A 19,891-nucleotide genomic window follows, 5' to 3' on the forward strand; every position below is an offset into this window, starting at 1 on the left:
TCAGCCTCCTTGGGCAAACAGCGTGTCCAGCATCTCGAGACTCGGTTCAAAGTTCGCGCACTCGCGAAAACCTTGCTGCAAAAATGCTTCCATTCGCGGATACAGCGCAATCGCGCGGTCGAGCAGCGCGTCGCGCCCGCTCGAATACGCGCCGACGTTGATCAGATCGCGGTTGCGCTGATAGCGCGACAGCATCTGCTTGAACATACGCGTCTTGTCCAGATGGTTATCGTCGATCAGCGCGGTCATTGCCCGGCTAATCGACGCTTCGATGTCGATCGCGGGATAGTGGCCGGCTTCAGCCAGCGAGCGCGACAGCACGATGTGGCCGTCCAGAATCGCCCGCGCCGAGTCGGCGATCGGATCCTGCTGGTCGTCGCCCTCGGTCAGCACCGTGTAGAACGCGGTGATCGAGCCGCCGCCCGCCGGCCCGTTGCCGGTCCGCTCGACGAGCGCCGGCAGCTTGGCGAACACCGAAGGCGGATAGCCCTTGGTGGCGGGCGGCTCGCCCACGGCCAGCGCGATCTCGCGCTGCGCCATCGCGTAACGGGTCAGCGAGTCCATCAGCAGCAGCACGTGCTTGCCCTGGTCGCGGAAATACTCAGCGAGCGACGTCGAATACGAGGCGGCCTGCATACGCAGCAGCGGCGAGACGTCGGCCGGCGCGGCGATCACCACGGAGCGCGCCAAGCCTTCCTCGCCGAGAATCTGCTCGATGAATTCCTTCACTTCGCGGCCGCGTTCGCCGATCAGGCCGATCACGATCACTTCGGCGCTGGTGTAGCGCGCCATCGTGCCGAGCAGCACCGACTTACCGACGCCCGAACCGGCGAACAATCCCATGCGCTGGCCACGGCCGACGGTCAAGAGCGCGTTGATCGCGCGCACGCCGACGTCGAGCACCTTGTGGATCGGCTCGCGGTTCAGCGGATTGATCACCGGCGAGGACAGCGGGGCGTCGGCATGCGTGCCGAGCGGACCGAGTCCGTCGAGCGGACGGCCGGAGGCGTCCAACACGCGGCCAAGCAATTCCCAGCCGACCGGCAGGCGCTTCGCGCCCGCCATCGGGTCGGCGATCGGCGCGCTTTCGAGCGGAAAGACGCGCGCGCCGGGCAGGAGGCCGATCACTTCGGTGGTCGGCATCAGAAACAGTTTGTCGCCGGAGAAGCCGACCACTTCGGCTTCGGCCATCGGCAGCGAACTGCCTTGCGGCAGTTCGATCATCACTTCGGCGCCTACGGAGAGGCGCAGGCCCACGGCTTCGAGCACGAGACCAGCGGCGCGCGTGAGACGTCCGCAGGCGCGCATCGGCTTGGCGATGGCATTGCGCGCGCGCAGTGCGTCGAGGCGGCCGCGCCAGGCTTGCATGTGCGGATTGCTGTCGAGCGCGGGATCGTACGGCGCGTGGGCAACAGCGGCGGAAGCGGAGCTCGCAGGCGCTGCAACGCGGCTCGCGGCGGCGCCCGTCGCCGGATGGGCATGCGCCGGATCGCGCAAGGCGGCTTCGATCGCCGCGACCGCGGCCGCGGCGGGTGTCACCGCAGCCGGTACTTCCGCGAGCGCCTCGGCGCCGAACGACGCCAGCGCCAGTTCGCGTTCGAGCGGCGTCAGGTCGCTGGCGCGGATCTCTTCGAGCGTCGGCTTCACCATGTGCTCACCTTGCCGAGTGCGGCAGCCACCCGCTCCCAGCGCGTGTCGATGCCGGCGTCCACTTCGCCGGTGCCGGCTTGCGCGCGGCAGCCGCCGCGTTCCACCGCCGGATCGGTGCGCACGGTCCAGCCGCGCGTCTGCAATTCTTCCATCAGATAGGCTTCGACGACCGGCAGATCGGCGGGACTCACGATCAAAGCCGGCGCGCCGACCAGCGTGGGCTCGGCGGCCAGCACCTCGCGCGCGGCGGCGATCAGCGCAGTCGGGTCGTGCTGCACGTGCTGGCGCACCACCTGTTGCGCGATGTCGAGCGCGAGCGCCACCAGCGTTTCGGAGATCGCGCCTTGCGCGCCGTCGAGCGCAGCCTTGAAGGTTTCAGCCAGCGCGGCGAGCCGCGCGGCTTCTTCGCGCGCTTCGCTCTGGCCTTGCTCGAAACCCTGCGCATGGCCTTGGTCGTAACCGGCCTGATAACCGAGCGCCTGGCCGGCCACGTGGCCGGACGCGATGCCCTGTGCATGAGCGGCGTCGCGCAGACGTTCGAGTTCGGCTTCGAAAGCGCCGTCGTCGACTTCGGGTTCGGGCGGCGCCGGGGGCACCGGATCGAACGAGGCCATCTCCCAGCGCTGGTAGGCCGAGAGGCTTTCCTTCGCCGCGGAGTTCTGATCAGACATATGCATCTTCGGCCTTGCCGCCTAGAACGATCTGGCCGCCTTCGGCCAGGTTGCGCACGATCTGCAGAATGCGGCGCTGCTGCGTCTCGACTTCGGAGACGCGCACCGGACCGCGCGCGTCGAGGTCTTCGGCGAGCAGTTCGGCGGCACGCTGCGACATGTTCGACAGGAACTTCTGGCGCAGCGCGGGCGGCGCGCCCTTCAGCGAGATGATCAACGCCTCGGACTCGACTTCCTTCAGCAACAGCTGGATCGCGCGGTCTTCCAGATCGAGCAGGTTCTCGAACACAAACATCTGATCAATGATCTTCTGCGCAAGTTCCGCATCGTACTGACGAACATTCTCGATGACGCCTTCCTCATGGTTGCTCGACATGAAGTTGAGAATTTCGGCCGCCGTGCGGATGCCGCCCATGGGGCTGCGCTTGAGGTTGTCGCTGCCGGACAGGAGGCCCGTCAGCACGTCGTCGAGTTCGCGCAGCGCGGCCGGCTGGATGCCGTCGAGCGTCGCGATGCGCAGCAGCACGTCGTTGCGCAGCCGTTCCGTGAAGCAGGCGACGATTTCCGACGCCTGATCGCGGTCCAGGTGAACGAGGATGGTCGCGATGATCTGCGGATGCTCGTTCTTGATGAGTTCGGCGACCGCTGCGGAATCCATCCACTTCAGGCCTTCGATACCGCTCGTATCGCTGCCCTGCAAAATCCGGTCGATGATCGCGCCGGCCTTGTCGTCGCCGAGCGCCTTGGTCAGCACGGAACGGATGTACTCGTTCGAATCCAGCGACATGCCGGTGTGCTGCTCGGCCTCGCGCACGAACTCCTGCAGGACTTCATCGACCTGCTCGCGGGTCACGCTCTTCAGTGCGGCCATCGCGACGCCGATCTTCTGGACTTCGCGCGGCCCGAGGAACTTGAACACCTGCGCGGCTTCTTCCTCGCCGATCGACATCAGCAGGAGCGCGCTCTTCATTACGCCTTCAGCGCTCATCGGACACCCAATTTTTCACGACGGTTGCAACGATCTTCGGATCCTGGCGCGCGATGTTGCGCGCGAATTCCAGGTTCCGTTCGTATTTGTGCTTGGAGCTTTCGAGGGCGAGCAGTTCGCTGTCGGTTTCCAGTTCGGCGACCGTGTTCGCGCCCGCGCGCTCGGCGGCGGGAATGCCGTCCAGCAGGATCGGCTCGTCCGGCGAGGGCAGCGCCGCGGCGGCGGCCGACTCCGGCGGCGGGAAAGCGCGGCGCAGCGCCGGCTTCACCATCACGAAGTAGAGGAACAGGGCGACCGCGCCGATGCCGAGGTAAGTAGCGATCTGCTTGGCGAGCGCGATCATGTCCGGTGTGCGCCACCACGGCAGGTCGGCGTTCGGATCGACTTCGGTGGTGAACGGGCTGTTGACCACGTTGACCGAGTCGCCGCGCGCCTGGTCGAAGCCCATCGCGTCCTTCACCAGCTGGTTGACCTGCGCGAGCTTGTCGGCGGTGACCGGCTGCATCGTGGCGTGACCCTTGCCGTCGACCACGCGCAGGTAGTTCACCACCACCGCCACCGACAAGCGCTTGATGCCGCCCATCGGCTGTTCGAGATGGCGCACCGTCTTGTCGAGTTCGTAGTTGGTGGTCGAGTCCTTGCGGTCGCTGACCGGCGTGGTCGTCACGCCGCTCGCGCCGTTTGGCGCATTGATCGGCGCCGAAGCCGGTTGCGGCGGCTGGTTCGACAGCGCGCCCGGCACGCCCGAGGCGCCGCCTTGCGACATTTCGGTGGCGCTGCTCGATTGCTGGCTGCGGATCGCCGCCTGTTGCGGGGTGCCGTTCGGGCCGTAGTTTTCCGAGGTCTGCTCGCTATGCGAGAAGTCGATATCGGCGCTGACCTGCGAGTGCGCGTTGCCCGAGCCGAACAGCGGCGCGAGGATGGCGTCGATGCGCTGCTGGGTGCTGCGCTCGATCTGCTGGCGATACTTCAGTTGCGAGGCGTCGAGTCCGCTGCCGGTGGACGGCTGCGTCAGCAGATTGCCGTCCTGGTCGAGGATGGTCACGCCCTTCACCGGCATATCCGGCACCGCCGACGACACCATATGGGTGATCGCCAGCACCTGGCCTTCGTCGAGCGCGCGGCCCGGGTAGAGGTTGACCAGCACGGAGGCGGACGGCGCTTCCTTGTCGCGCACGAATACGGACGGCTTCGGAATCGCCAGATGCACGCGCGCCGACTTCACCGACGAAATCGACTCGACCGTGCGCTCCAGTTCGCCTTCCAGTGCACGCTGATAGTTGATCTGTTCGGCGAACTGGCTGATGCCGAACTTCTGGTTGTCCATCAGCTCGAAGCCGACCGAGCCGCTCTTGGGCAAGCCCTGCGACGCGAGGCGCAGACGCATTTCGTGCACCTGTTCGGCCGGCACGAGGATCGCGCCGCCGGCGTCGGAGAATTTATAGGGAATGTTGGCTGCCTGGAGCGCGGTGATGATGGCGCCGCCGTCGCGGTCCGACAGGTTGCTGTAGAGCACCTTGTAGTCCGGCGCCCGCGACCACAGGAACAGCCCCGCCACCACGGCGACCAGCAGCGCCACCGCGAAAATCAGCGGAGCGCGCGGGTTGCCGCGCATTTGCGCGAGGCCGGACAGGCGCTGACCGAAGTTGCCGCCGAGGTTGCTCCCCAGGCCGCCGAGGTCTGCTGCTCCACCGGCCTGGCCGGCACCGGCCGCACCGACGCCTGGCTGCGCGCCGGCGAGGCCCATGCGGGCGTCGGGGTTGATCAAAGAGTTGGCTGACGAATCCATGCGTCGGGTTTCTCCGGGATGCCTTTTGCGTTCTGCCCGCTGCCGCACCGAGGGTCGGCGGGCGCACGGACAGAGACTTTCACCATCGAAATTATCCGCAGCGCGGCTCAACCCGATTGCTTGAATAGAGCCGGGTTTCCCCCCTAGTTTCGGGGCTTTCCCGTATGGCCCGCTGCTATGCTTTCGTCCAGATCGGTACGGTTTGGCATGCCGGTCGTCCTTCCCTGGAGAAAACATGACTTTCCCCGTGAACGCGCTTTCGTCGGCGCTGCAACAGATTCAGTCGATGGCGGCGCAAGCGGCCGGCGGCAGTAATGCCGCGGCCGACACGTCCGGCGCGGCTACGCCCACCGGTTTTGCCTCGGCGCTGAAAGCTTCGCTGGACAAGATCAGCGGCGATCAGACCAAGGCGGTCGGCGAATCGCAGGCGTTCGAACTCGGCTCGTCGAACGTGTCGCTGAACGACGTGATGGTCGATATGCAAAAGGCCAACGTGGGCTTCCAGTTCGGCCTGCAGGTGCGCAACAAGCTGGTGTCCGCCTATAACGACATCATGCAGATGTCGGTGTGAACGCGGCTCGGGCGGCAAGGCTGTTCCGCCCGCCCGAACGCGTGCGCGCCGTGTGGCCCACGAGGGCCGCGCCATCTGGCCCCTTAATCCTCCTTACACTGGCCTAAAGCTTTCCCGCTGCCTATCCGATAACCAGGTACAGGCAGAAATCGGGGTGCGGCAACGTGCCCGGATGGGGTGCCACGACCAACCGCAGTGCAAGAGAGGAGGAGCGCCGATGTTTTCCCCAGGACACTCTGGAGCCAATGCGTACGCACGCGTCGGCGTCGAGACAGGGGTGATGGGCGCGAGTCCGCATCGTCTGATCGTGATGTTGTATCAGGGCGCCCGGCAGGCGATCGCGCAAGCGCGCATGCACCTGCAGCAGGGCAATGTGCCGGCGCGCGGAGATGCGATCGGCAAGGCGATTCAGATCGTCGAAAGCGGGCTGCAGCAGTCGCTCAACCTCGAGGCGGGCGGTGAGATTGCGGAGCGGTTGAACGCGCTATATAGCTATATGTCGCGCCGGTTGCTCGAAGCCAACATAAAACAAAGCGAGGCGATGCTGGTCGAGGTGGATGGTCTTCTGGCCACACTCGAAGAGGCATGGATCGGGATTGCCCCGGAGATCGCGCGGATGGCAGCCCAGCCCGCCGCGGAAAGCATGAGATGACATCGAACGCAGAATACTTCGCCCGTTATGAGGCGATTGCAGCGATTTCCTGCCGCATGCTGATGGCTGCCCGGCGCGCACTGTGGAACGATCTGGTCCACTTGCAAGACGAATACCGCCATCTGGTGGACGGGTTGAAAGACGCCGAAACAGGGGTGAAGCTCGACGAATCGGAGCGTCTGCGCAAATACGCGCTGATCCGCCAGATCCTCGCCGACGACGCTGCGATCCGCGATCTGGCGAATCCGCGCATGGCCAATCTGTCCGCGCTGTTCGCCGGACGGCCGACACGCGTGCTCAAGGAGCTGTACGGGGCGCGCTGAGATTTGCCGCGCGCGCTGAGCGGCGCCTCTATCCATCCGGCCGACTGACTTTATTTGAGCGCGACGCCGCCAATGTGACCAAGGAATCGGCATGAACGGAATCGACACGGCTGTCGCTTCGGTGCTCGCGAGCCGGATCGACAGTCTGCTCAACATCGCGCCAGGCAGTGCGGCCGCTTCGCAGGCCGGCACGGCGGGCGTCGAAACCGCGCCGACCATGCCGGCGCTCATTGAGACGCCCGCGCCGCAGCCTTCCGCCCAGACCGCGCTGTCCGCTGTCGCGCTGACGCTCAATGCGATCGTGCGCTCGGGCGGCGAGGCGACGCCCGCCGTGATCGGCCAGACGCCGATCTGGCCGGCCGCGCCGGCGCTCGACGTCGAAGTCGGTGCGTTGCCGTTGTTCGACACGTCCGCGGCTGCGACGGGTTCCGCTGCTCCCACCACCAATCCCAATGCCGCTGGTACCGCGGCCACCGCCAATGTGGCGGCGGCCCAAGTGCCGGTCGCGGCGCTCGCGGCCGCGCTCGAACAGACCGTCGGCGACAGTGGCCTCTTCTACGAAGCGCATCTCGCGCAATGGCTGGCTGGCCAGCGTTCGCCCGCTTCGCTCGCGGGCGAAGCGCAAAACAAACTCGTGGCCGCTGCCGCCCAACTGCCGCTCGACTGGGCGAACGACGGCGGCGAAGCGGCCCCCGCCAATCCGTCCGCCCGCCAAGGCACGGGTGCGGCGCCGAATGGTTCATCGAACAGCGGCGCGCCGGACGCTGGCGCCGCCGCTCGCGGGGCGCCCTCGATTCCTAACGCGCAAGCCGCACGTTTCGTGGCCGGCGAGGTGCTGGCCAGTTCCCTGTCCGACCTGAACGGCCAACCCACGCGTGCGAGCCTGCATAGCGCGGCGGCACAAACCGTCGACGGCGGCGCCTCGCAGAATTCGCAGTCGATGGCCGCCGCGGTTCATCCCGCAACCGTGCCGTTGGTGCGCCAGCAGCTCGATCTGCTCGCGACCGGCCAGTTTCGCTGGACTGGCGAAGCGTGGCCGGGCGCCAAACTCGACTGGACCATCGAACAGGACGGCGATGAATGGGACCGCAGCGGCGGCGGCTCGGCGAGCGAGGACGACCAGCCGTGGCGCACCCGCCTGACGCTGTCGCTGCCGACGCTCGGCACCGTCGACGCGGAACTGACACTGACCGGCACGCGGCTCGTCGCGCGCGTGCAGGCGAGTCCCAACGGCGCCGCGCGCCTTGCGATGCAGGGCGAAAGTTTCCGTCAGCGGCTCGCGGCGGCGGGCATCCAATTGAATGGGTTGACGATTCGCGAGATCGGCGGCGGCGCGCCCGCCAGCGCCGCGAATGCAGCGGGTGCGGCGGCCGCTCAGGCGGCAGCGTCGGCGTATGCGCGGTCGGCTTCGGCGGGTAGTTCGACAGAGGCGGGCGGTGCGGCCGGTTCGGCAGCGAACCGAACCACGGGCGTGCGCCGCACAGCGCGAACCAGCCGCACGGAATCCGCGCCGCTCGACGATTTTGATTGGGACATGTGAGATGAGTCGCAAACATCGCCGCAGCGCGGCCGCGCTCGTCTACGACGCCCAAGGCGGCGATCCCGCGCCGCGCGTGATCGCCAAAGGCTACGGCATGCTGGCCGAGATGATCGTGCAGCGCGCCAAGGAGGCCGGCCTATATGTGCACGAGGCGCCTGAAATGGTTTCCCTGCTGATGCAGGTGGATCTCGACGCGCGGATTCCGCCGCAGCTTTACCAGGCGGTGGCGGAAATGCTCGCGTGGCTGCATCGGCTGGAAAGCGGCGCGGAGAACGAGCCGCCGCAAGCCGCGAGTGTCGACGCGCAAGACGTCATCGACGTGGAGGCCACCGAGATCGAAGGCGGCCCGGCGGCGCGCTGAACGTTAGAACCGCATCATCAATTTTAGCAGCGCGTTCACCCGTTTGCCGTACGGTGGTGAAATCCAGCCACGGGCGTTCAGACGCGCCTGCGTCAGTACCGGCTTCATCTTCGAGAAAGTCACGAAGCCTTCGTAGCCGTGATACGCGCCCATTCCACTCGCGCCGACGCCGCCGAACGGCAGGCTTTCGCACGCCAGATGCATCAGCGTTTCGTTGATCGCCATGCCGCCGGCGATGGTTTCGTGCGTCACGCGGTCGATCGTGGCGTCGTCGTCGGCGTAAAGATACAGCGCGAGCGGGCGCGGCCGGGCGTTGATCCAGGCGATCGCGTCATCGAGCGTGTCGTAGGGCACGACCGGCAGCAGCGGCCCGAAGATTTCCTCCTGCATCAGCGCGCATTCGTCGGGCGCGTGGGTGACGGCGATCAGCGGGAAGCGGCGGCTTGTTGCATCGGGTGAACTGTCGGTGAGCGCGTGCAGTTGCGCCCCGGCGGCATGGGCTTCGTCGGCAAGACGTTCGAGGCGCGCAAAGTGGCGCTCTGAAATGATCGAGGTGTAATCCGGATTGTTGCCGAAGTTCGGGTACATCTTCGTCATCCGCGCACGCGCCCGTTCGATGAACGCCTGCTCCTTGCCGCGCGGCACCAGTACGTAATCCGGCGCGACGCAGGTTTGTCCCGCGTTGAGTGTCTTGCCGGCGATGAGGTTGTCCACCGCGTTGTCGAAGCGCGCGTGCGCGCCGATGATGGCCGGCGACTTGCCGCCCAGTTCGAGCGTGACCGGCGTCAGATGCTCGGCGGCGGCGCGCATCACTTCGTGGCCGACCTTGGTCGAGCCGGTGAACAGTAAGTGGTCGAAGGGCTGCGCGCTGAACGCGGCGGCGAGCGCGGCGTCGCCGTTCACGACCGCGATGTGATCGCGCGCGAAGGTTTGTCCGATCAACTGCTCGAACAGCGCCGAGGTGCGTGGCGTCAGTTCGGACATTTTGATGATCGCGCGATTACCGGCGGTCAACGCGCTGATGAGCGGTCCGACGGCGAGCAACACCGGATAATTCCACGGCACGATGATGCCGACCACACCGAGCGGCTGCGGCACGACCTTCGCGCGCGCCGGCAGCAGCCATTTGTTGGTGCTGCGGCGCTGCGGTTTCATCCAGCGCTTGCCGTGTCTCAGCGCGCCGTTGATCTCTTCTTTCACCAGCAGGAATTCGGCGAGCAGCACTTCCTGCTTCGCGCGATTGCCGAAGTCGAGGTTCATCGCGTCGGCGAGCGCGTCGCGATTGTCGAGCATGACTTTGCGCAGCGCTTTCAGATGCGCGGCGCGTGTCTCCCACGACGGATACGGCGTACGCAGATATGCGTGGCGCTGATCGCGCAGCAGCGCTTCGAGCGCGACGACCTCTGGTAGATCGTTCTTCATGTGTCCACTCCCTGACGGATATCATTGCGCGTCGAGTCGCGCTTTTATTGGATGTGCTCGTGCAGCTTCGCGGCGTGCCGAACGTCAGGCGGGAAAAGCCCGTTCGATGATCGCCGCGTGATCGAACGTGGCCGGCAGCGTGCCGTACACACGGCCGCTCTCACCGCAGCCGTCGGCAAGACGCGTGGCAATGAATGCCTCTGCGACTTCGCCAGGCGCATGTTTGAGAAGCAAGGTCGCCTGAGCGATCAGCACGACCTGCTGCGCGATCCGCCGCGCCGAGGCTTCGCGGTGCTCGGCCGGTCCGTTGAGCGTAGCGGCGAGTTTGCCGAGCGCGGCGCTCAACGCCGGATGCGCTTGCGCGTCCGCTTGCCATGCGGCGAACAACGCCTGCGCCGCTTCCGGTTCGCGCTCCATCGCGCGCAGCACGTCGAGGCACATCACGTTGCCGGAACCTTCCCAGATCGAATTCACCGGCGCTTCACGATAGAAGCGCGCCATCGGACCGGTTTCGACGTAGCCGTTGCCGCCCCAGACTTCCATCGCCTCGCCGGTGAATTCCAGCGCGCGCTTGCAGACCCAGTATTTCGCCGCGGGCGTGACGATGCGGCGCCACGCGCGCTCGGCAAGCGAGGTGGAGGCGGCGTCGGTGGACTCTTCGAAAGCGCGCGCGAGCCGCATGAACAGCACCGTCGCCGCTTCCGATTCCAAAGCCAGGTCGGCGAGCACGTTGCGCATCAGCGGCTGATCGGCGAGATGCCGGCCGAACGCGCTGCGATGGCGCGCGTGGTGGATGGCCTGCACGAGCGCCGCCCGCATCAAGGCCGCGCTGCCGATCACGCAATCGAGCCGCGTGTAATTCGCCATTTCGATGATGGTCGGCACGCCGCGTCCTTCGTCGCCGATCATGATGCCGAACGCGTCGAGGAATTCGACTTCGCTGCTCGCATTCGAGCGGTTGCCGAGCTTGTCTTTCAGGCGCTGGATCTGCACGTTGTTCTTGCGCCCGTCCGGCGCGAAGCGCGGCACGTAGAAGCACGAGAGGCCCTCGTGTTCGTCGGTGCGGCCGAGCACGAGATGCGCGTCGCACTGCGGCGCGGAGAAAAACCACTTGTGGCCGACGAGCCGGTAGGCGGCGCCGCGGCCGCTGCCGGCGGTGGAATAGGCGCGGGTCTGATTGCTGCGCACGTCCGAGCCGCCCTGTTTTTCGGTCATACCCATGCCGATCATCGCGGAGGTTTTCTGCTTGAGCGGCACGTCGCGCGGATCGTGCTCGCGCGCGTAGAGCTTGTCGCGCAACGTGGCGAATAGCGCGGGTTCGCGTTGCAACACGGGGATGCTCGCGAAGGTCATCGTCAGCGGGCAGAGCGAACCGGATTCGATTTGCGCATGCAGGAAGTAGCCGGCGCAGCGTGCAACCATTGCGCCGCGTTGCGGATCGGAAAACGGCAGCGCGTGCAGACCTTCGCGGCGCAGGAGCGAAAGCAGCGTGTGCCACGAAGGATGAAACTCCAGCGCGTCGATGCGCTCGCCACGTGGACTGTGCGTGAATAGTTCAGGCGAATGGCGGTTGGCGAGTTCGGCGAGCGCCAGCGTGTCCGGCGTGGTGAGCGCCGCACCGTGCTGCAGCAACGCGCCGCGATGCCACCCGGCGCCGTCGCGTTCGAGGGCGGCCGACAACGCGGCGTCGCTGGAAAACAGGTTGTAGTCCGCCAGCGGTGGAACCTGATTGGTCACCTCGTGAGTCTGGCCGAAGCTGTGCCGTTCCATCTGCTGTCTCCGTTCAACGCATGCTCGCCGGCGTCGGTCGGCAGTGCGCTGTTTAATCGCCGCGTGTCGTGCCGCGGGCCGAGAGGACGGCGCGTACGACGCCGTGTTTGAATGCCGTGCGCGGCCGCCCGGCGGGCGCAAGCGCGTCTTTCATCATAGAGTCGCGGCGCCGCTTCCGTTTAGAGGAATCGCTCTGACGCGAACCCGCCGCGCTATCCGAAGGCTCCCTACAATGCCGGTAAAGCGCACGTAGACAAGTGTGCACGTGACAGGGTTCGCGAGCAATGCGCGCCCATCAGGAGGAGCGGATGCAATACGACTACATCATCGTCGGTGCAGGCTCGGGTGGTTGCGCGCTGGCGAGTCGTCTCGCGGATAACTGCCCGGACGCGACGATCGCCCTGATCGAAGCCGGCCCGCACACGGACCGCAATCTGTTCGTCAACATGCCGGTCGGCGTGGCGGCCGTGGTGCCGCACAAACTCAAGACCAACTACGGTTATCTGACCACGCCGCAGCCGGGGCTCGGCGGACGGCAAGGGTATCAGCCGCGCGGGCGCGGCTTCGGCGGATCGAGCGCGATCAACGCGATGATCTATACGCGCGGTCATCCGCTCGATTACGACGAATGGGCGGCACTGGGCTGCGAAGGCTGGTCGTGGGCGGAAGTGCTGCCGTATTTCCGCCGCGCCGAAGGCAACCAGCGCGGCGCCGATGCATGGCATGGCGACAGCGGCCCGCTTACCGTCTCCGATCTGCGTTATCAGAATCCGTTTTCGCGCCGTTTCGTGCAGGCGGCTATAGAAGCCGGATACAAGCCGAACGGCGACTTCAATGGCGCGGATCAGGAAGGGATCGGCTTCTACCAGGTGACGCAGCGCGACGGACGCCGCTGCAGTGTGGCGCGCGCCTATATCTACGACCGCGAGCGTCCCAACCTGCACACGATTGCCGACGCGACGGTGCTGCGCGTGGCCTTCAACGGCAAGCGCGCGAGCGGCGTGGAGATCGTGCGCGGCGGCCGCACGCAAACGCTCGAAGCACGCGCGGAGGTGGTGCTCGCCGCGGGCGCGTTCAATTCGCCGCAGCTGCTGATGTGTTCGGGTATCGGACCGGCGGCGCATCTGCAATCGCTCGGCATTGCCGTGCTGCACGACGCGCCGGAGGTGGGCCAGAACCTGATCGACCACATAGATTTCACCATCAACAAACAGGTTTCGTCGATCGAACCGACCGGGTTTTCGATTCGCGGCATCGCGCGGATGCTGCCGCAGTTCGTCACGTTCATGCGCCACGGGCGCGGCATGCTGTCGAGCAATGTCGCCGAGGCGGGCGGCTTTCTAAAGAGCAATCCGACGCTCGACCGGCCGGATGTGCAACTGCATTTCTGTGCGGCCATCGTCGACGATCACAACCGTCATATGCATTGGGGCCACGGTTATTCGCTGCACGTGTGCGTATTGCGGCCGCATAGTCGCGGTACGGTGACGCTGGCAAACGCCGATGCGCGCACCGCGCCGGTGATCGACCCACGCTTTTTCAGCGATCCGCGCGATCTCGATCTGCTGGTGGACGGCGCGCGGATGGCGCGGCGCATTCTCGATGCACCGTCGCTCGCGCTCCATGGCGGCAGCGAGTTGTACACCATCCCGGCCAGTCGGACACCGAGTTGCGCCGCACGATCGCCGAGCACGCCGACACGATCTATCACCCGGTGGCGACCTGTCGGATGGGCGGCGACGCGCGCTCGGTGGTGGATCCGCAATTGCGAGTGCGAGGCGTCACGGGGCTGCGGATCGTCGATGCCTCGGTGATGCCCACGCTGATCGGCGGCAATACCAATTCGCCGACGGTGATGATCGGTGAACGCGCGGCCGATCTGATCGCGGCGGCACGTCGCGAGTCGCAAGCGGACCTGAAGATGGCGTCGCTCGGCAGAGCTGGCGTGGCGACGAATACCGCCTGAGCGTTCGGCGACGTTTTCATTTCCTGCTGCTAAATATGAGACAAATTGGGTGAACGTCTGCCAATTCGTCATAAATTGTGCCGTTTCGTTTATGAGATTTCCTGAAACTTATAATCGCGCCGCAAAAAGCAGCGCGTCAGGTGGCGCGTTCGGGAACTCCAGGAAGCGAAGCGATGAGCATCAACGCAATTCAATTGATTCAGTCCGCCATGACGGACGGTGTCGTACGGCAGCTAGCGGGGCGCTTCGGGCTGCCGCCGGACGCGACTCAAAAGGTGCTGGCCACCACGGCGCCGTCGCTCATCGCGGGCCTGATGCAAAAGGGCGCGACGCTTGACGGCGCGCGTTCGCTTTTCGCTACGATTCTCTCGCCGGAGGTGAACGGCCATATCGCCGAACAGTTGCCGCATCTGGTTGGCAGCACGAACGGCGTGAGCCAACTGGAAATGGCCGGGCGGCAATTGCTCGAACGGGCGCTGGACCGCCCCGTCGACGCGCTGAGCGATGAGGTCGCCTCGCAAACCGGGGTGCCGGCGCACGCCACACATGCCATGACGGGCATCGTCGGTGCAACCCTGCTTGGCTTGCTGAAGCGGCATTGTCTCGAAGGTCAGGGCAATGCCGGGCAATTGCCCACGCTGCTCGGTCATCAACTGCCGGTCATTGCGCCTTATCTGAACGACCGGTTGATGGCCACGCTCGGCCTGAGCGGCCTTGGCGCGTTTGTCGGCAACATTCTGGCGCAGTTGAAGGCCGTTTCGTCGCATATCGATCATCCGACGCCCGCGGCCAAGCCGGTGGCCGACGCGTTGTCGAACATCCACGTGCCTGTGGACGCTGTGGTGCGCGAAGAACGCCATTCGCACACGTGGCTGTGGTGGCTGCCCGCGGTCGCTGCGGCGGTGCTGGCCTTTCTGTTTCTGCGCGGCTGCCAAAGCCAGCAGAGCGTCGGCCGCGCCGACGGACACGGCAGTTCCGAAGCGGCGGTCACCATACAGCCGGCATCGGCGCCGGTTCAGGCTTCAGTTGCCGTGCTAGCCGCCAGCGATGCGGCGGTGCTGGCGTCGGCAGCCAGCGCATCGACGCCCGCGAGTTCAGCGAGCGGCGCAAGCGACGCGCAGCAACCAGCCGCCGCACCCGCGCCGACCCAGGACAGCCAGCTCAGTTTCACCGTCGACGCCGCCGGCAAACCGACGCTCACGGCCACCGTCGGCAGCGAAGCCGAAAAGACCCAATTCATGGATGAGTTGACCAAGCGCCTCGGTCAATACAATTTCGTCCCGAACATCACGGTCGATCCGGCCACGAAGCCGGCCGACTGGCTGGTCCATTTCGACGGCCTGTTGCCGCTGCTGTCGCTGCCCGGCGCGGAAGTGAAAGTGATTGGCACGCAGATCGAACTGAGCGGCACCGCAGCGGACAAGAAGCTCGGCTTGCTCGACGAACTGAAGTCGCTGCTCGGCACGTCGTATCAGATCGGTTCGTTCGACGTCGCGCACGCCGTCGCCGATGCCAACGAGAACTTCCGCGGCGCGATCAAGAGCCTGCTCACGCCGGATAGCCCGTGCGTCACAGCAGACGTGGTCAAGGTGCTGAACCTGCAGGTGATCAACTTCGCGAGCGCCAGCGCGCATGTGCCTGCTTCGGCGGTGGAAGATCTGAACCAGTCGGCGCGCGTGCTGAACGCCTGCGCGCGCAACGGCAAGACGGCGCGGCTGGAAGTGGCGGGCTATTCGGACAACGTCGGCGGCGAACAGGCGAATCTGCAATTGTCGAAGCAACGTGCGGAAGCGGTGCGCGCCTATCTCGTCAAGACGGGCGTCCCGGCTAAATCGCTGATGGCGCAAGGCTACGGTCAAGCGCGTCCGGTCGCGAGCAACGACACGGCGAGCGGTCGCTTCGCCAACCGCCGCATCGAGTTCGTTGCGCAATAGTAAGCACGGCCAGGACCAAGCATGCGAGACATGCCGCCAGTTCACTTCGGGCGGCATCGTCTTGTCATTTGGCGGGCGGTGTCGGAAACGGCGTCGTGATGCCGGTCACGCCGATGCCCGGCCCAAGCATGAAATCGTCGCCGGCCTGACCGGGCAACGCCTCACGGGCGACCTCGAGCCACGCGCGCGCGGCGTGCGACAGATAACCATTGCGGCGCCAGCCGATTGCCATTTCCCACGGAATTTCCGGTTCCACCACCGGCCGGCAAGTGAACTGCGCGGGGTCGAGACGCCGGCAATACGGCGCCGGCAACAGCGCGATGCCGACACCGGCAAGCACCAGCGCCGCCATAAAATCCCAATGCCCACTGCGTCCGACGATGGTCGGCGCAAAGCCGGCGGTACGGCACGCGTTCAGCACGACATCATTGAGAGCGAGACTTTCGCCGTAAAATACGAACGGCTCGTTGGCGAGTTGCGCGAGCGGCACCTCGTGCAGATCGTCCCAGCTAGAGCCGTTGCGCGCGACCAGCCACAGCAACTGACGCGTCATGGGCAGCACGTCGATATTTTCCGGGTCGACCGGTTGCAACACGCCGCCCAAGTCCAGTTCGCCGTTGATCAGCGCCGTCTCGTTGGCGCGTGAACCCTGCTCGAACAGCTTCAGTTCGATTTTCGGATAGCGCTGGCGAAACGCGGCGATGGCCGGCGTGAAGAGCGAGCCGCCCATCGGCGGAATGCCGATGGTGAGTTGACCGCGGCCGAGCGTGTCGAGATCGTTCAGTTCAGCCTGCAACTGCGCGTGCGCCGCCAGCACGTCCTGACCGCGCTGGTAGACGATCCGGCCGGCATCGGTCAGCACCATCTGGCGCCCGTCGCGCAGCAAAAGCGGGGAGCCGATTTCATCCTCCAGCGACTTGACCATCTTGCTGATGGTCGGCTGCGTGACGAACATCTGCTCGGCGGCGACGGTGAAACTTTGCTGACGCACCACTTCGACGAAATACCGCAGCGCACGTAGTTCCACGATCTCAGGCTCCAGAATTCCAAATTGGAATGATCTCAGTGATTGTAAGTCAATATGTTTATATTGCAGAAAGGTCGTACGGAGCGGTCGGTATGGTTGCGCGCCGGCGTCGTGGTCGACAATCGCGGTCGTTGTGTTCGGCCGAAGTCAGGCTCTGCGCCGAGGAGAAGACGTCGCACCCATTTCAAGATGGAGCGGCGCGCGAACGGCATAACATCTGTGGATCTCCACCGCCGCCCCGCCCATCGCGCCCGTTCATCATGACGCCCGTTTCGATCATCATTCCCTGCTATAACGGCGCGGCGACACTCGCGCGTGCTTTGCAAAGTTGCCGGATTCAGCCTGAAGCCGCACAGATCATCGTGGTGGACGACGGCTCGGCCGATGCCTCCGCGGACATCGTGGGCCAAATCGGCCGCGTCGACGCGCGCGTGGATCTGCTACGAATGCCTTACAACGGCGGCGCGGCGCGAGCGCGCAACTGGGGCGCGATGCATGCGTCGCACGACCTGATCGCCTTCCTCGACGCCGACGACGAATACCTTCCCGGTGCACTCTCCGCCGCGAGTGCATTCCTCGCGCAAAACCCGAAGGACGTGTCCGTGCGGCTCGACGTCGAGTACGCGGATTTTCCGCGCGACCTCACGGCCCATCCCGACTTCGCCGCGCACGCGGCGACGCTCAGCAATACGGTGCCGAGCGGCCTGTTCATTCGCCGCGCCGTGTACCTCGCACTCGGCGGCTTTCCAATGGACGATGCGTTTCGCCGTATAGGCGGCGAAGACGGCGCGTTGTCGTGGGCGCTGCGCGATATATTCGGCAACCCGCGGCTGAATGACGTGAAGCGCGTGCGCATGCATTACCACGCGGGGATTCACGCCGAACGCTATTTCCGCATCGCACTCGGACTGCAGATTCCGGATCCAGCCGATGTCGCTGAAGCGTTCCGCGTTTCCAGGCAGTTCGTCGACACCGCGCGCGCAGGCATCGCGCAATTGCGCGCGGCTAACGTGATGGCGGAGACTGCCGCGTCGTAAGTCACGCGGCATCCATCGCGTCGGCTTCGCGCACACACGAAACCCAAGAAAACGCGCGCGCCCCGAAGCCATCTCGATTTGCTACAATCGCCGTTCGTCGCCGAGGAGCGTTGCGACGGGTACCGCGAATCAGGCTATTCGCCGGCTGCCCGCCAGGCTCGGAGACTTCAATCGGAGGGCTCGGATGCGCATAGCGCTTTCCCATCCACCGCATCGAACCGCGCTCACGTCAAATTTCTAGTCAATTTCTTAGAAAGGAGGGCGTGATGAACGCCGCAGTTATCGATTCCAAAAATTCCCAGGATTTCGTTGTTGCCGACATGTCGCTTGCCGACTGGGGCCGCAAGGAACTCAACATCGCCGAGACGGAAATGCCCGGTCTCGTGCAGACGCGCGAAGAGTACAAGGCGCAGCAGCCGCTGAAGGGCGCGCGCATCGCAGGTTCGCTGCACATGACGATTCAAACCGGCGTGCTGATCGAGACGCTGACCGCGCTCGGCGCGGACGTGCGCTGGGCATCGTGCAATATCTTCTCGACGCAGGATCATGCGGCCGCGGCAATCGCCAAGGCCGGCACACCGGTGTTCGCGTTCAAGGGCGAATCGCTCGACGAGTACTGGGAATTCTCGCACCGCATTTTCGAATGGCCGAACGGCGAATTCGCCAACATGATCCTCGACGACGGCGGCGACGCCACGTTGCTGCTGATCCTCGGCTCGAAGGCTGAAAAAGACCGCTCGGTGATCTCGAAGCCGACCAACGAGGAAGAAGTCGCGCTGTACAAGTCGATCGAGCGTCATCTGGACGCCGACCCGACGTGGTACTCCACGCGCCTCGCACACATCCAGGGCGTGACGGAAGAAACCACGACCGGCGTGCACCGCCTGTATCAGATGGAAAAAGAAGGCCGCCTGCCGTTCCCGGCCATCAACGTCAACGACTCGGTCACCAAGTCGAAGTTCGACAACCTGTACGGCTGCCGTGAGTCGCTGGTCGACGGTATCAAGCGCGCGACCGACGTGATGATCGCGGGCAAGATCGCCGTGGTTGCCGGATACGGCGACGTGGGCAAGGGCTGCGCGCAATCGTTGCGCGGTCTGGGCGCGACCGTGTGGGTTACCGAAATCGATCCGATCTGCGCGCTGCAGGCGGCGATGGAAGGCTACCGTGTCGTGACGATGGAATACGCGGCGGACAAGGCCGACATCTTCGTGACGGCAACCGGCAACTACCACGTGATCGGCCACGACCACATGAAGGCGATGCGTCACAACGCGATCGTCTGCAACATCGGTCACTTCGACTCGGAAATCGACGTGGCGTCGACCCGTCAGTACGAGTGGGACAACATCAAGCCGCAAGTCGACCACATCATTTTCCCGGACGGCAAGCGCGTGATCCTGCTGGCTGAAGGCCGCCTCGTGAACCTGGGTTGCGCGACCGGTCACCCGTCGTTCGTGATGTCGAACTCGTTCACGAACCAGACGCTCGCGCAGATCGAACTGTTCACGCAAGGCAAGAAGTACGAGAACAAGGTGTACGTGTTGCCGAAGCATCTGGACGAGAAGGTCGCACGCCTGCATCTCGCGCGCATCGGCGCGAACCTGACCGTGCTGTCGGACGATCAGGCCGGCTACATCGGCGTCGACAAGAACGGTCCGTTCAAGCCGAACCACTACCGCTATTAAGCGCGCCGCAGGCGGTTTGACAGCATGACAGTTTGACGACAGGGCGGCGCATCATGCGCCGCTTTGTTCGCCATGCCCGCCTGCCGCTCTCTGTTGCGCGCTTTTTCCCGTTATCGGACATCCTGCCAAAGGAGCTCTACATGACCGTGCTGCTGACCTGGCTGATCAACGCGCTTGCGCTACTGATCATCACCTACCTCGTGCCGTCGATTCATATCCGCAGTTTCGGCACCGCATTGATCGTCGCGGTGGTGCTCGGGTTGATCAACACGATCCTGCGGCCGTTGCTGATTCTGCTGACGCTGCCCGTCACGATTCTCACGCTCGGACTCTTCATTCTGGTGGTCAATGCGCTGTGCTTCTGGCTGTGCGCGTCGCTGCTGAAGGGCTTTGAAGTGTCGGGTTTCTGGTCGGCGTTCTTCGGCTCGATCCTGTACAGCATCGTTTCGTGGCTGCTGTCCGCGCTTATTTTTGGCAACCGCAGTCTCGGTTGACCCACTGA

Annotated in this window: 16 protein-coding genes, 1 pseudogene and 1 riboswitch; of the genes and pseudogenes, 10 read left to right on the top strand and 7 right to left on the bottom strand. The window is 65.1% G+C overall.

Going from position 1 to position 19,891, the window contains the following annotated elements:
• Genes fliI through fliF form a run of 4 tightly spaced genes read right to left on the bottom strand, consistent with a single transcriptional unit; the run spans position 1 to position 5,098 of the window.
• On the bottom strand, positions 1–1,650 hold the full coding sequence (gene fliI / locus B0G74_RS20665) for a flagellar protein export ATPase FliI (protein WP_132376616.1): 1,650 nt from the start codon (positions 1,648–1,650) through the stop codon (positions 1–3).
• Positions 1,644–2,327, bottom strand: a complete 684-nt coding sequence (gene fliH / locus B0G74_RS20670; protein ID WP_207915670.1) for a flagellar assembly protein FliH — start codon at positions 2,325–2,327, stop codon at positions 1,644–1,646. The genes fliI and fliH overlap by 7 nt, the downstream gene beginning before the upstream one ends.
• Entirely contained in the window at positions 2,314–3,309 is a 996-nt protein-coding gene (fliG, locus tag B0G74_RS20675; protein ID WP_007179928.1) for a flagellar motor switch protein FliG, read from the bottom strand. The genes fliH and fliG overlap by 14 nt, the downstream gene beginning before the upstream one ends.
• Entirely contained in the window at positions 3,299–5,098 is a 1,800-nt protein-coding gene (gene fliF, locus B0G74_RS20680; RefSeq protein ID WP_132376618.1) for a flagellar basal-body MS-ring/collar protein FliF, read from the bottom strand. Before fliF ends, fliG begins: the two co-directional genes overlap by 11 nt.
• Before the next feature lie 235 nt (positions 5,099–5,333).
• On the opposite strand from fliF, the gene fliE reads away from it, so the two are divergent.
• The 5 genes from fliE to B0G74_RS20705 all read left to right on the top strand — a co-directional run bounded on the left by fliE (position 5,334) and on the right by B0G74_RS20705 (position 8,545).
• Positions 5,334–5,669, top strand: a complete 336-nt coding sequence (gene fliE / locus B0G74_RS20685) for a flagellar hook-basal body complex protein FliE (RefSeq protein WP_132376619.1) — start codon at positions 5,334–5,336, stop codon at positions 5,667–5,669.
• 217 nt (positions 5,670–5,886) lie between these two features.
• The gene (gene fliS / locus B0G74_RS20690; RefSeq protein WP_132376620.1) at positions 5,887–6,321 is read left to right on the top strand and encodes a flagellar export chaperone FliS; all 435 of its coding nucleotides are present in this window, start codon (positions 5,887–5,889) and stop codon (positions 6,319–6,321) included.
• The gene (locus tag B0G74_RS20695) at positions 6,318–6,644 is read left to right on the top strand and encodes a flagellar protein FliT (RefSeq protein ID WP_132376621.1); all 327 of its coding nucleotides are present in this window, start codon (positions 6,318–6,320) and stop codon (positions 6,642–6,644) included. The genes fliS and B0G74_RS20695 overlap by 4 nt, the downstream gene beginning before the upstream one ends.
• 91 nt (positions 6,645–6,735) lie before the next feature.
• Positions 6,736–8,184: a flagellar hook-length control protein FliK gene (locus B0G74_RS20700; protein WP_132376622.1), complete on the top strand. Its 1,449-nt coding sequence runs from the start codon at positions 6,736–6,738 to the stop codon at positions 8,182–8,184.
• Between the two features lies 1 nt (position 8,185).
• Positions 8,186–8,545 (top strand): EscU/YscU/HrcU family type III secretion system export apparatus switch protein, encoded by a 360-nt coding sequence (locus tag B0G74_RS20705; RefSeq protein WP_132376623.1) that lies wholly within the window; start codon positions 8,186–8,188, stop codon positions 8,543–8,545.
• A 3-nt stretch (positions 8,546–8,548) separates the two neighbouring features.
• On the opposite strand, the gene B0G74_RS20710 is transcribed toward B0G74_RS20705, so the two are convergent.
• Both B0G74_RS20710 and B0G74_RS20715 read right to left on the bottom strand, forming a co-directional pair.
• Positions 8,549–9,967, bottom strand: a complete 1,419-nt coding sequence (locus B0G74_RS20710) for a coniferyl aldehyde dehydrogenase (protein WP_132376624.1) — start codon at positions 9,965–9,967, stop codon at positions 8,549–8,551.
• Positions 9,968–10,051: 84 nt separating this feature from the next.
• A complete protein-coding gene (locus tag B0G74_RS20715; protein WP_132376625.1) occupies positions 10,052–11,737 on the bottom strand; it encodes an isovaleryl-CoA dehydrogenase in 1,686 nt (561 codons plus the stop codon).
• A gap of 308 nt (positions 11,738–12,045) precedes the next feature.
• Here B0G74_RS20715 and B0G74_RS20720 point away from each other — a divergent pair.
• Positions 12,046–13,703, top strand: a pseudogene (locus tag B0G74_RS20720) (GMC family oxidoreductase N-terminal domain-containing protein).
• A gap of 173 nt (positions 13,704–13,876) precedes the next feature.
• A complete protein-coding gene (locus B0G74_RS20725; protein ID WP_132376626.1) occupies positions 13,877–15,637 on the top strand; it encodes an OmpA family protein in 1,761 nt (586 codons plus the stop codon).
• A gap of 64 nt (positions 15,638–15,701) precedes the next feature.
• On the opposite strand, the gene B0G74_RS20730 is transcribed toward B0G74_RS20725, so the two are convergent.
• Positions 15,702–16,664: a LysR family transcriptional regulator gene (locus B0G74_RS20730; protein ID WP_132376627.1), complete on the bottom strand. Its 963-nt coding sequence runs from the start codon at positions 16,662–16,664 to the stop codon at positions 15,702–15,704.
• A 260-nt stretch (positions 16,665–16,924) separates the two neighbouring features.
• On the opposite strand from B0G74_RS20730, the gene B0G74_RS20735 reads away from it, so the two are divergent.
• The 3 genes from B0G74_RS20735 to B0G74_RS20745 all read left to right on the top strand — a co-directional run bounded on the left by B0G74_RS20735 (position 16,925) and on the right by B0G74_RS20745 (position 19,883).
• Complete coding sequence (locus B0G74_RS20735; RefSeq protein ID WP_132376628.1) at positions 16,925–17,701, top strand: glycosyltransferase family A protein; 777 nt, start codon at positions 16,925–16,927, stop codon at positions 17,699–17,701.
• 96 nt (positions 17,702–17,797) lie between these two features.
• Positions 17,798–17,934: riboswitch (S-adenosyl-L-homocysteine riboswitch) on the top strand.
• A gap of 33 nt (positions 17,935–17,967) precedes the next feature.
• A complete protein-coding gene (gene ahcY, locus B0G74_RS20740; RefSeq protein WP_132376629.1) occupies positions 17,968–19,389 on the top strand; it encodes an adenosylhomocysteinase in 1,422 nt (473 codons plus the stop codon).
• A gap of 140 nt (positions 19,390–19,529) precedes the next feature.
• The gene (locus tag B0G74_RS20745; RefSeq protein WP_132376630.1) at positions 19,530–19,883 is read left to right on the top strand and encodes a phage holin family protein; all 354 of its coding nucleotides are present in this window, start codon (positions 19,530–19,532) and stop codon (positions 19,881–19,883) included.
• Positions 19,884–19,891: the final 8 nt, after the last annotated feature.

It is taken from the genome of Paraburkholderia sp. BL9I2N2 (assembly GCF_004339745.1).
GTDB lineage: Bacteria > Pseudomonadota > Gammaproteobacteria > Burkholderiales > Burkholderiaceae > Paraburkholderia.